This window comes from Pantoea endophytica, assembly GCF_002858935.1.
Lineage (GTDB): Bacteria > Pseudomonadota > Gammaproteobacteria > Enterobacterales > Enterobacteriaceae > Pantoea > Pantoea leporis.
Genome location: NZ_PJRT01000029.1, coordinates 212,454 through 224,196 on the forward strand (window position 1 = coordinate 212,454; position 11,743 = coordinate 224,196).

Below are 11,743 nucleotides of genomic sequence, written 5' to 3' on the forward strand. Positions count from 1 at the left end.
AGCTGCATGTGGCAGCGTCTCCTTCCCCCGTTTACGGGGGAAGGCCGGGATGGGGGGCAGCCAGCAGGATCTGGAACAGCCAGCACCATCACACCAACAAATGCTTCGCGTGGAAACGCAGATGATCTTCCACGAAGCTGGCGATAAAGAAGTAGCTATGGTCATAACCCGGCTGAATGCGTAGCTCCAGCGGGAAACCTTGCTCACGCGCCACCGCTTCCAGTCGCTCTGGACGCAGCTGATCGGCGAGGAACTGATCGCTATCCCCTTGATCAATCAGAATCGGCAAGCGCTGTTCCACGTCACGCATCAACAGGCAACTATCCCATTCACGCCACGTCTGACGATCTTCACCCAGGTATGCGGAAAAGGCCTTCTGCCCCCAAGGCACTTCGGTAGGATTGACGATTGGCGCGAAGGCAGAAGCAGACGCAAAACGTCCGCCAAGACGCAATGCCAACACCAGCGCACCGTGACCGCCCATTGAATGACCCATCACCGACTGACGATCGCTCAGCTTAAAGTTATCCGCCACCAACTCCGGCAGCTCCGCGCTGAGGTAATCGAACATGCGGAAGTTCGCCGCCCACGGCTGCTGCGTGGCGTTGAGGTAGAAACCTGCGCCCTGGCCGAGATCGTAGCCGCTGTCGTTCGCCACCTCGTCACCGCGCGGGCTGGTGTCTGGCATAATCAGCACCAAACCCAGCTGCGCAGCCACGCGCTGGGCGCCGGCTTTGGTGGTGAAGTTCTCATCGCTGCAGGTCAATCCGGCGAGAAACCACACCACTGGCGGCGGTGCGTCACTCTGCGGCGGCGGCAGAAAAATGCTGAAGGTCATCGGACAGTTCAGCACGGCCGACTGATGACGCCAGCGCTGCTGCCAGCCACCAAAAATGCGATGCTCTTCTAACAGCTCCAAAGTGGAAGCCATAACGTCTCCTGATTACTTAGTAAAATGCACCACCGTACGGATGGATTTCCCTTCATGCATCAGATCAAAGGCGTCGTTAATCTCTTCCAGCGGCAGGTTGTGGGTGATGAAATCGTTCAGGGCGAATTTACCGTCGAGGTAATCCTGCACGATGCCCGGCAACTGTGAACGGCCTTTAACGCCACCAAAAGCGGAACCACGCCATACGCGACCGGTCACCAGCTGGAATGGACGGGTAGAAATCTCCTGGCCCGCGCCAGCCACGCCGATAATCACTGATTCGCCCCAACCTTTGTGGCAGCACTCCAGCGCCGAACGCATCACGTTAACGTTACCGATGCACTCGAAGGAGAAATCGACGCCGCCGTCGGTCAGTTCAACGATCACATCCTGAATCGGCTTATCGTGATCTTTTGGGTTGATCAGATCGGTGGCACCCAGTTTGCGCGCCAGATCGAATTTACTGGTGTTGAGATCGATACCGATGATGCGACCGGCTTTCGCCATCTTCGCGCCGATAATCGCCGACAAACCAATGCCGCCGAGGCCGAAGATCGCCACGGTATCGCCTTCTTTCACTTTGGCCGTGTTCATCACCGCGCCCATGCCGGTGGTGACGCCGCAGCCCAGCAGGCACACTTCTTCCAGAGGCGCTTCTTTGCTGATCACCGCCAGCGAGATTTCCGGTACCACGGTGTATTCAGAGAAGGTTGAGGTGCCCATGTAGTGGAAAATCGGCTTGCCGTCTTTGAAGAAGCGGGTGGTGCCGTCTGGCATCAAACCTTTGCCCTGGGTGGCGCGAATCGCCTGACACAGGTTGGTTTTGCCCGAGAGACAGAACTTACACTTGCCGCACTCTGGGGTGTAAAGCGGGATCACGTGGTCGCCGACGGCCACGCTGGTCACGCCTTCACCCACCGCTTCCACCACGCCGCCGCCTTCGTGGCCGAGGATCGCCGGGAATACGCCTTCCGGATCTTGTCCCGACAAGGTGTAAGCATCGGTGTGGCACACGCCGGTGGCCACGATGCGCACCAGCACTTCACCTTTTTGCGGTGGCATCAGATCCACTTCTTCGATTTTCAGCGGTTCGCCAGCTGCCCAGGCAACGGCGGCGCGGGTTTTAATCATGTTCATGCAATCCCTCTTCCTGTAGATGCGGGGTAAGTGGCCCCGATGGTCGTGATGTCGATAAAACAGAAACTCACTCGGCAACGTGCAGCGGATGCCGCAACTCGTCGTTAACCGGGCGATCGTCAAACAGTTCAATAATCAAGTATTTCAGCGCTTCCACATTGGGTGTAAACGCATCGCGCCGCCACATCAGCCAAGTGGCGGTATCGCGGTAAGCAGGCGGTAACGCATGCTCCTGCACGCGGGCGCGGGCTGGCATTTGCGCCAGCACCGAGGCGGGAATCATCGCCACGCCCGCGCCGCCGGCCACACACGCCACCATCGCGTGGTAAGACTGTATCTCCATCACGCTGCTCGGCGCGGTCTGGCTTTCGCGATACCACGCTTCCAGCTTGGTGCGGTAGGAACAGCTGTTGCGAAAAGCAAACAGCGTGTCGCCTTGCACATCGCGCGCGCTGGCAATCGGCGCATGTTCCGGGCTGGTGATCAGCACCATCTGCTCATTAAAGGCAATGCAGCCATTGAGATCGTCGTGCGCCACCGGACCATCCACCAGCGCGGCGGCCAGCGTGCCTTCCCGCACTTTGTCGATGATTTCACCGGAAGTATTGGTGATCAGCGACAGTTCCACGGCGGGAAAACGCTGGTGATAGGCCGCCAGGAGGGCAGGGAGGCGCGTCGCGGCGGTGCTCTCCATCGAACCGAGCGCGAAATTACCGCCCGGCTCACCGGCGCGCGCCATGTTCAGCGCTTCATCGCTCAATGCCAGGATGCGCTGCGCATAGTTAAGAAAATTGTGGCCCATTGGCGACAGGCGAATGCGTTGCTTCTCACGAATAAACAGATCAACGCCAATTTCATCTTCCAGCTGGCGCAGACGCGTGGTGAGATTGGAAGGTACGCGATGGAGTTGCTCGGCGGCACGCGCCAGCGAACCGGATTCGGCCACGGAGCAAAACATGCGGAGCTGTACTAAATCCATATTCTCTTCTCGTAAACAACTTGGTTAGTATTATTCACTTTCCGTGATTTTAAACGTCATGCATGCTAGTGACAAGTGATAAAACATTCTGAGGTCAGTATGGCGTTTCGTGTCGCGCTTAGCGCGTTCTTAAGTTTAGTGGTTGCGATGGGGATTGGGCGATTTGCTTTCACGCCGCAGGTTCCGCTGATGATTCAGGACCATCAACTGACGCTCACCAGCGCCAGTCTGGTGGCGGCACTCAACTATCTCGGCTATCTATTTGGCTCGTTTGATGCGATGCGTGCGCGCACCCGCGTCGAGTGGCGTTTACAGGCGGGCGTGTGGGGCGCAGTGATTTTAACGCTGCTCTCGGCCTGCGTCAGCGGTCCGTGGTTACATGGCCTGATTCGTTTCCTGATTGGCTGGGCCAGCGGCTGGGCGATGGTGTTGCTGGCGGCATGGGCCAGCGACCAGCTACATCATCACGGACGTCCCGGCTTGCTGGCGGCGGTGTTTGCCGGACCCGGCACCGGCATCTTTATCAGCGGCATGCTGGCGGTGGCGCTGCACGCCAGCGGTGTCAGCGCGGCCTTTGCGTGGGCGGCTTACGGTTTGCTGGCGCTGTTGTTGATTGCCGCGATTGCGCGATTCCTGCCGCGCACCGGCCAGTTACATCGCCCCGATCACGCTGCATCGCCGCTGGTGCTGAATGGCAATCTCAAGCGCCTGGTGCTGAGTTACAGCCTCGCCGGCTTTGGCTACATTCTGCCCGCCACTTTTCTGTCGCAAATGGCGGCGGCGCGTTTTCCTGACAGCGCGTTTGCCCAGTTTGTCTGGCCGGTGTTTGGTGGCGCGGCGGTGATCGGCATCGTGTTAGGCATCCTGACGCGTCACTGGGGCAGCAGCCATCTGCGACTGGCCATAGTGCTGTGGGCGCAGGCGCTGGGCGTTATCGCCGCGATTGTGCTGCCCGGCTTGAATGGCCTGATGCTGGGCGCAGCGCTGATCGGCGGCGGCTTCCTGTGTGTGGTGCAGCTGACGCTGCAATATGGGCGCGAGCTGGCACCGCAGCATGCGCGCTATCTTGCCGGTTTGCTCACCACCGGTTATGCGGTCGGGCAATTGGGCGGTCCGCTGCTGTCGTGGATTTCCAGCATGCTATGGCATCAGCTGGAACCCGCGCTATGGGTAGCGGGCGCCAGCTTAATCCTTGCGGGAATGCTGGTTTTACGTCGCCGTACGTGATGAAAAGCTTATCAGAATGATTACTGGATTAAGGGCGCGGAGTATTTCACAATACGCGCTCAGAATTTCCCCCGTGGGCGAAAACCCGCGGGCGCATCACCTGTCGGAGAAGAGTAAATGAGCACCTTAAGTCAGGAAGCCGCCCTGGTTCACGAAGCGCTGTTGGCGCGTGGTCTGGAAACACCGTTACGTGCCCCGGTGCGTGAAATGGATGACGCCGCGCGTAAACGCGAAATTGCCGGCCACATGACGCAAATCATGCAGCTGCTGAACCTGGATCTGGAAGATGACAGCCTGATGGAAACGCCGCACCGCATCGCCAAGATGTATGTGGATGAGATTTTCTCAGGTCTGGATTACGCCAACTTCCCGAAAATCACCGTCATCGAAAACAAGATGAAAGTGGATGAGATGGTAACAGTGCGTGATATCACGCTGACCAGCACTTGCGAACACCACTTTGTGATTATCGATGGCAAAGCCACCGTGGCGTATATCCCGAAAGAGAAAGTGATTGGCCTGTCGAAAATCAACCGTATTGTGCAGTTCTTTGCCCAGCGTCCGCAGGTGCAAGAGCGCCTGACGCAGCAAGTGCTGGTGGCGCTGCAAACGCTGCTTGGCACCAATAACGTTGCGGTGTCAATTGATGCGGTGCATTACTGCGTGAAAGCGCGTGGCGTGAAAGATGCTACCAGCGCCACCACCACCACCTCGCTGGGTGGCTTGTTCAAATCCAGCCAGAACACGCGTCAGGAGTTTTTGCGCGCGGTTCGTCACAGCTAATCTGTTTGGGCAACAGCCTGTTGCCCGATTTCCTCTCTCCGTCAGGGCACTCGATGCAACGCTATCTCGCGCTGGATTTCATTCGTGGTTGCGCCATTCTCGGCATCTTGCTGCTGAACATTGTCGGCTTTGCGTTGCCATCGGCCGCCTATCTCAATCCGGCGTGGCGCGGCGAGGCTGCTACGTCTGATGCCTGGACGTGGGCGATCATGGATGGCCTGGCGCAGCTGAAATTCCTCACGCTGTTTGCCTTGCTGTTTGGTGCCGGTCTTTATATGCAGGCGCCGCGCGGCAGCCGCTGGATGTCGGCGCGTCTGACGCTGCTGGTGCTGCTCGGTTTCATTCACGGCATCTTTTTCTGGGAAGGCGACATCCTGCTGGATTATGGCCTGATTGGGCTGATTATCTGGCGCATGCTGCGTGATGTGCCTTCCGACCGCGCGTTGCTACAAACCGGCGCATTACTCTATCTGGTCGGCTGTGGCGTGCTGCTGATTTTCGGCGCGGTCTCCAGCCCCAATCCCACGCGATCCTGGCTGCCGGGTGCGGCGGACCTGCAGTATGAGAGCTACTGGAAACTGCTCGGCGGTTGGGAAGCGGTGCAGAACCGGCTGGATCATCTGTCATCAGGCCTGATGGCACTGGCATCACAATATGGCTGGCAACTGGCGGGTTTGATGCTGATTGGTGCGGCATTGATGCGCAGCGGCTGGCTCAGCGGGCAATTTAGCGTGCAGCACTATCGCCGTTCGGCGGCGCTGCTGCTGACTATCGGCTGGCTGATCGCCATTCCCGGCATCGCCGCGCAGTGGATGATTGGCTGGGAATTCCGCTGGACCGGCTTTTTCCTGCAGGTACCGCGCGATCTCGCCAGTCCGTTTATCAGCCTCGGTTATGCCGCGCTTTGCCTGGGATTCTGGCCGCAAATTGCGTCAACGCGCGTCAGCTACGCCATTCAATGCGTTGGCCGCATGGCCTTGAGCAATTACCTGTTACAGACGCTGATTTGCACCACGCTGTTCTACCGCTTTGATCTTTTCCTCAGATTCGATCGACTGCAGCTGCTGGCCTTTGTACCGGCTATCTGGCTGGTTAATATCCTGTTTTCCGTGCTGTGGCTGCGCGTCTTCCCGCAAGGCCCAATGGAGTGGATCTGGCGCAAACTGACACGTCTTGCCGCGGGAAAAGCTGATCCTTCCTCCTCGCTCAGATAATGATGTTCATCACAAAGGTTGCAGAATTGTATGTAACCGTTTTCATTGCTGTGACGTGATTCACGTAGTCGTTTCACATGCCCTGACAGAATAGCGCCGTTACGCGCTTGTCGCGCATTTTCAGCCTCTGTGGAACAGCTGCATGATAACGATTCGTGATGTCGCCCGTCAGGCCGGTGTGTCAGTAGCCACCGTGTCGCGTGTGCTCAACAACAGCAGTGCAGTCACCGCCGATACCCGGGAAGCCGTGCTGGCTGCCGTTGATGCGTTAGGCTATCGCCCGAACGCCAACGCGCAGGCGCTGGCTACGCAAATCAGTGACACCATCGGCGTGGTGGTGATGGATGTTTCCGATCCCTTCTTTGGCGCGCTGGTGAAAGCGGTTGATACCGTGGCGCAGCGCGTGCATAAACACGTGTTAATCAGCAACTCCTGGCATCAGGAAGAGAAAGAACGTCACGCAATTGAGGTGCTGATACGTCAACGATGTAACGCATTGGTGGTGCACGCGAAAACGCTTTCAGACGCCGAACTGATGCAGTTTATGGATCAGGTTCCCGGTATGGTATTGATTAACCGTACAATTCCCGGTTACGAACACCGCTGCGTCTGCCTGGATAACGTTACCGGCGCTCAGGTAGCCACGCGCATGTTGTTACAACAGGGACATCAACGCATCGGCTTTCTTAGCTCCAGCCACCCGATTGAGGATGTAACGCAACGACGTGAAGGCTGGCTGCAGGCCTTGTCAGAACAGGGAATTCGCCCGCAGGAGTCATGGATTGCGCATGCTGAACCTGATATGCAAGGCGGCGAAGCAGCGATGGTGGAGCTGCTGGGGCGTAACTTACATTTAACAGCGGTGTTTTCCTACAATGACGGCATGGCGGCGGGTGCATTGACCGCTTTAAAGGACAACGGCATCCAGGTTCCGCAGCATTTCTCTGTCATTGGCTTTGATGATATTCCCATCTCACGCTACACCGATCCGCAGTTAACCACGGTCCGTTATCCTATTGTTTCTATGGCGAAACTCGCCACGGAGTTAGCGCTTAAAGGTGCCGCAGGCGAGCTGGATCAGCTGGCTGTACACTGCTTTATGCCAACGCTGGTGCGTCGCCATTCTGTCGCCCAGCGGCAAATTGTGGAGTCGGTCACTAATTCAGGCGATAGCGCAGTGTAACCGTTTCCAATCTGTGATTGCATTCACAGTTAATTAACATGCCGCTCACTATGATGGCAGCGTCTTACCGGACTGAAACATCATGTAACGCTGGGAAATCCTTCTCCCAGCCGGTTTCAGTAGCCGATTGAAATAGTTCACAACACTCTTCAGGAAGCGTTTACCTACAGGGAAGTCAGGATTGCGATGGTGGCCCGGCTTTGCGTTACGCGTCCGCCCATTATCAGGTTTACAACCGACGGCGCTGTTTGCCCGCAGGCAAATAGCGCAATGAAATGCCCTACATTAAAAACCGGAGATACCATGAATAAGAAGGTTTTCACGCTCACAGCACTGGTTGCCAGCATGATGTTTGGTGCAACTGCGCACGCCGCCGATACCCGCATTGGCGTGACCATCTACAAATACGACGACAACTTCATGTCGATGGTGCGTAAGGACATTGAGAAAGAAGCAAAATCATTGGGCGGCATTCAGCTGTTGATGAATGACTCCCAAAACGACCAGTCTAAACAGAACGACCAGATTGACGTGCTGATGGCGAAAGGCGTGAAAGCGCTGGCCATCAACCTGGTGGATCCGGCTGCTGCGGCAGTGGTGATTGATAAAGCGCGTGGCAACGATGTGCCGGTGGTGTTCTTCAACAAAGAACCTAACGCCAAAGTGCTGGCCAGCTACCCGAAAGCGTATTACGTCGGTACCGACTCTAAAGAGTCAGGCATCATCCAGGGTCAGCTGATTGAGAAGCACTGGAAAGCCACGCCAGCCTGGGATCTGAACAAAGACGGTACCATCCAGTTCGTGCTGCTGAAAGGCGAGCCGGGCCATCCGGATGCCGAAGCGCGTACTAAATACGTGATCGATACCCTGAACAAAGACGGCCTGAAAACGCAGCAACTGGCGATGGATACCGCGATGTGGGATACCGCACAGGCAAAAGACAAAGTTGACGCCTGGCTCTCTGGCCCGAACGCCAACAAGATTGAAGTGATCATCGCTAATAACGATGCGATGGCGATGGGTGCGGTTGAAGCGCTGAAAGCGCACAACAAAACCAGCATTCCGGTGTTTGGTGTCGATGCACTGCCAGAAGCGCTGGCGCTGGTGAAATCAGGCGCGCTGGCCGGTACCGTGTTGAACGATGCGGAAAACCAGGCGAAAGCGACGCTGGATATTGCTAACAATCTGGCCAATGGCAAAGAGCCAACTGCAGGCACTAACTTCAAGATGGACAACAAAATCGTACGTGTTCCTTACGTACCAGTAGATAAAGAAAATCTGTCGCAGTTTGTGAAGTAATTCATCCTGGGCGCGGCATATCGCCGCGCCTTATTGCATCTGACCAACGCTTTATTTAGCCAGGTAAATTATGGCCAGTGAGAATCCGACCACACAGCGTGAATATCTGCTGGAGATGACGAATGTCTCGAAATCATTTCCAGGGGTTAAAGCCTTAGATAATGTGAATTTAAAAGTGCGGCCGCACTCTGTTCATGCATTAATGGGCGAAAACGGCGCCGGGAAATCTACATTATTAAAATGTCTGTTTGGGATTTATAAAAAGGATACGGGGAGCATCCTGTTTCAGGGTGAGGAAATTGATTATAAGAGCTCCAAAGAGGCGCTGGAAAATGGCGTTTCCATGGTGCATCAGGAATTAAACCTGGTTCTGCAACGCAACGTCATGGATAACATGTGGCTTGGCCGTTATCCACGTAAGGGCGTGTTTGTCGATCAGAATAAAATGTATCGCGATACTAAAGCGATCTTTGATGAATTAGATATTGATATCGATCCGCGCGATAAAGTTGCCACCTTATCGGTGTCGCAGATGCAGATGATCGAAATCGCCAAAGCCTTCTCCTATGACGCCAAAATCGTCATTATGGATGAGCCGACATCATCGCTGACCGAAAAAGAAGTGAACCACTTGTTCACGATTATTCGTAAGCTGAAAGATCGTGGCTGCGGCATTGTGTATATCTCGCACAAGATGGAAGAGATATTCCAGCTGTGTGATGAGATCACCATTTTGCGTGACGGACAGTGGATCGCCACCCAGCCGCTGGAAGGTCTGGACATGGACAAAATCATCTCGATGATGGTTGGCCGTTCATTGAACCAGCGCTTCCCGGACAAAACCAACGTGCCGGGGGAAACCATTCTTGAGGTGCGCCATTTAACCTCACTGCGTCAGCCATCGATACGTGATATCTCGTTCGATCTGCGTAAAGGTGAAATTCTTGGTATTGCCGGTTTGGTAGGTGCCAAGCGTACCGACATCGTCGAAACCCTGTTTGGCATTCGCGAGAAGTCAGGCGGTACGATTAAGCTGCACGGCAAGAGAATTAATAACCACAGCGCCAACGAAGCCATTAACCACGGCTTTGCGCTGGTGACGGAAGAGCGTCGCTCCACCGGTATTTATGCGTATCTGGATATTGGCTTTAACTCGCTTATCTCCAATATTAAAAAGTATAAATCCAGCATGGGGCTGCTCGATAATAAACGCATGAAAAGCGATACCCAATGGGTCATTGATTCGATGCGCGTGAAAACGCCGGGTCATCATACGCAAATTGGTTCGCTTTCCGGTGGTAACCAACAGAAAGTGATTATTGGTCGCTGGTTATTAACGCAGCCGGAAATATTGATGCTTGATGAACCGACGCGCGGGATTGATGTGGGCGCGAAATTCGAAATCTACCAACTTATTGCCGAGTTGGCGAAGAAAGAGAAGGGCATCATTATTATCTCTTCTGAAATGCCAGAGCTGTTGGGTATTACCGATCGTATTTTAGTGATGAGTAATGGCCAGGTAGCAGGCATTGTTGATACCAAAACGACCTCGCAGAATGAAATCCTGCGTTTAGCGTCATTACACCTTTAATGAAGCAAGGGCTTTAACATGAAAGCGACTACTAAAAAGAATGCGCTAACCTGGTTAAAAGAGGGCGGCATTTACGTTGTCCTGTTTGTACTGCTGGCAATTATTATTTTCCAGGATCCAACCTTCTTAAGCTTAATGAACCTGAGTAATATTCTGACCCAATCTTCGGTGCGTATTATTATCGCACTCGGCGTGGCCGGTTTGATTGTCACCCAGGGTACCGACCTTTCAGCGGGTCGTCAGGTTGGCTTAGCGGCGGTGGTGGCAGCCACGCTGCTGCAGGCGATGGATAACGCGAACAAGGTGTTCCCGCATCTGGATACCGTACCTATTCCAGTGGTTATCCTGACCGTGTGCATCATCGGCGGTGTGATTGGTCTGGTGAACGGGGTGATCATCGCTTACCTCAAGGTAACGCCATTTATCACCACGTTGGGCACCATGATTATCGTTTACGGTATCAACTCGCTCTATTACGACTTTGTGGGTGCATCGCCAATTGCCGGTTTCGATCCTGGCTTCTCCAAATTTGCCCAAGGCTTCCTGCGTTTTGGTGATTTCAAACTGTCGTTTATCACCTTCTACGCTGTCATTGCCATCGTCTTTGTTTGGGTGCTGTGGAATAAAACTCGCTTTGGTCGCAATATCTTCGCTATCGGTGGTAACCCGGAAGCGGCGAAAGTGTCTGGTGTGAACGTGCCGTTCAACCTGATTCTGGTGTATGCCTTGTCTGGCGTGTTCTACGCGTTCGGCGGGATGCTGGAAGCAGGCCGTATCGGCAGCGCCACCAATAACCTCGGCTTTATGTATGAGCTGGATGCGATTGCGGCTTGTGTGGTCGGCGGCGTGTCGTTTGCCGGGGGCGTGGGTTCGGTGGCGGGCGTGGTGACCGGTGTCATCATCTTCACCGTGATCAACTACGGTTTGACCTACATCGGCGTTAACCCTTACTGGCAGTACATCATCAAGGGCGGCATTATCATCTTCGCCGTGGCGCTGGATTCATTGAAGTACGCACGTAAGAAGTAGTGGATTTCCCCTCACCCCAACCCTCTCCCGCAGGCGGGAGAGGGAGCAGACCGAATTCTGGCTTAAACCTGCACTACACGGTTCCCTCTCCCTCTCCCTCTCCCGCTGTACAGTCCGGGGACATGGTGAACACTTGTTCGGGGACATGGTAGACACTTACAACTAAGGCATAAGAACCCGTTTATGGAGTCGCTTATGTCCTGGGATGCGAGAGATACCATGTCATTACGTAAAGAGTTTGTTCTGTTAGCCTCGCAAGACGGGGCGAACATCCGCGCACTCTGCCGTCACTACGGCATTTCTTCCGCCACTGCCTACAAGTGGCTTCGCCGCTGGGCTGAAGAGGGAGAATCCGGTCTTCAGGACCGCC

Annotated in this window: 11 protein-coding genes; 8 read left to right on the top strand and 3 right to left on the bottom strand. The window is 55.0% G+C overall.

Annotation, left to right across the window (positions count from 1 at the left end; all coding sequences use genetic code 11):
• Positions 1-88: 88 nt before the first annotated feature.
• The 3 genes from fghA to ptrR form a co-directional block, all read right to left on the bottom strand.
• Complete coding sequence (fghA, locus tag PZBJ_RS18610; RefSeq protein ID WP_101763710.1) at positions 89-931, bottom strand: S-formylglutathione hydrolase; 843 nt, start codon at positions 929-931, stop codon at positions 89-91.
• 12 nt (positions 932-943) lie between these two features.
• Entirely contained in the window at positions 944-2,068 is a 1,125-nt protein-coding gene (locus PZBJ_RS18615; protein ID WP_064739274.1) for an S-(hydroxymethyl)glutathione dehydrogenase/class III alcohol dehydrogenase, read from the bottom strand.
• Between the two features lie 67 nt (positions 2,069-2,135).
• Complete coding sequence (ptrR, locus tag PZBJ_RS18620) at positions 2,136-3,047, bottom strand: putrescine utilization regulator PtrR (RefSeq protein ID WP_101763711.1); 912 nt, start codon at positions 3,045-3,047, stop codon at positions 2,136-2,138.
• A gap of 99 nt (positions 3,048-3,146) precedes the next feature.
• On the opposite strand from ptrR, the gene PZBJ_RS18625 reads away from it, so the two are divergent.
• The 8 genes from PZBJ_RS18625 to PZBJ_RS18660 form a co-directional block, all read left to right on the top strand.
• Complete coding sequence (locus tag PZBJ_RS18625; RefSeq protein WP_101763712.1) at positions 3,147-4,274, top strand: YbfB/YjiJ family MFS transporter; 1,128 nt, start codon at positions 3,147-3,149, stop codon at positions 4,272-4,274.
• A 117-nt stretch (positions 4,275-4,391) separates the two neighbouring features.
• Entirely contained in the window at positions 4,392-5,057 is a 666-nt protein-coding gene (folE, locus tag PZBJ_RS18630; protein WP_049852430.1) for a GTP cyclohydrolase I FolE, read from the top strand.
• A gap of 53 nt (positions 5,058-5,110) precedes the next feature.
• The gene (gene yeiB, locus PZBJ_RS18635; RefSeq protein WP_101763713.1) at positions 5,111-6,271 is read left to right on the top strand and encodes a DUF418 domain-containing protein YeiB; all 1,161 of its coding nucleotides are present in this window, start codon (positions 5,111-5,113) and stop codon (positions 6,269-6,271) included.
• Positions 6,272-6,413: 142 nt separating this feature from the next.
• A complete protein-coding gene (gene galS / locus PZBJ_RS18640) occupies positions 6,414-7,454 on the top strand; it encodes an HTH-type transcriptional regulator GalS (protein ID WP_101763714.1) in 1,041 nt (346 codons plus the stop codon).
• A 303-nt stretch (positions 7,455-7,757) separates the two neighbouring features.
• A complete protein-coding gene (gene mglB / locus PZBJ_RS18645; protein WP_101763715.1) occupies positions 7,758-8,753 on the top strand; it encodes a galactose/glucose ABC transporter substrate-binding protein MglB in 996 nt (331 codons plus the stop codon).
• A gap of 70 nt (positions 8,754-8,823) precedes the next feature.
• Entirely contained in the window at positions 8,824-10,344 is a 1,521-nt protein-coding gene (gene mglA / locus PZBJ_RS18650) for a galactose/methyl galactoside ABC transporter ATP-binding protein MglA (protein ID WP_101763716.1), read from the top strand.
• Between the two features lie 18 nt (positions 10,345-10,362).
• Positions 10,363-11,373 (top strand): galactose/methyl galactoside ABC transporter permease MglC, encoded by a 1,011-nt coding sequence (mglC, locus tag PZBJ_RS18655; RefSeq protein ID WP_007889502.1) that lies wholly within the window; start codon positions 10,363-10,365, stop codon positions 11,371-11,373.
• Positions 11,374-11,568: 195 nt separating this feature from the next.
• Positions 11,569-11,743: helix-turn-helix domain-containing protein (locus tag PZBJ_RS18660; RefSeq protein WP_420818499.1), on the top strand; the 175-nt coding region annotated here is incomplete at its 3' end.

What these genes read in the sequence shown, in the direction of transcription:
- PZBJ_RS18615 (WP_064739274.1), bottom strand. Translation starts at nt 2,068, where the DNA reads ATGAACATGATTAAAACCCGCGCCGCCGTTGCCTGGGCAGCTGGCGAA.
- PZBJ_RS18625 (WP_101763712.1), top strand. Translation starts at nt 3,147, where the DNA reads ATGGCGTTTCGTGTCGCGCTTAGCGCGTTCTTAAGTTTAGTGGTTGCG.
- mglC (WP_007889502.1), top strand. Translation starts at nt 10,363, where the DNA reads ATGAAAGCGACTACTAAAAAGAATGCGCTAACCTGGTTAAAAGAGGGC.
- fghA (WP_101763710.1), bottom strand. Translation starts at nt 931, where the DNA reads ATGGCTTCCACTTTGGAGCTGTTAGAAGAGCATCGCATTTTTGGTGGC.
- ptrR (WP_101763711.1), bottom strand. Translation starts at nt 3,047, where the DNA reads ATGGATTTAGTACAGCTCCGCATGTTTTGCTCCGTGGCCGAATCCGGT.
- galS (WP_101763714.1), top strand. Translation starts at nt 6,414, where the DNA reads ATGATAACGATTCGTGATGTCGCCCGTCAGGCCGGTGTGTCAGTAGCC.
- yeiB (WP_101763713.1), top strand. Translation starts at nt 5,111, where the DNA reads ATGCAACGCTATCTCGCGCTGGATTTCATTCGTGGTTGCGCCATTCTC.
- folE (WP_049852430.1), top strand. Translation starts at nt 4,392, where the DNA reads ATGAGCACCTTAAGTCAGGAAGCCGCCCTGGTTCACGAAGCGCTGTTG.
- mglA (WP_101763716.1), top strand. Translation starts at nt 8,824, where the DNA reads ATGGCCAGTGAGAATCCGACCACACAGCGTGAATATCTGCTGGAGATG.
- mglB (WP_101763715.1), top strand. Translation starts at nt 7,758, where the DNA reads ATGAATAAGAAGGTTTTCACGCTCACAGCACTGGTTGCCAGCATGATG.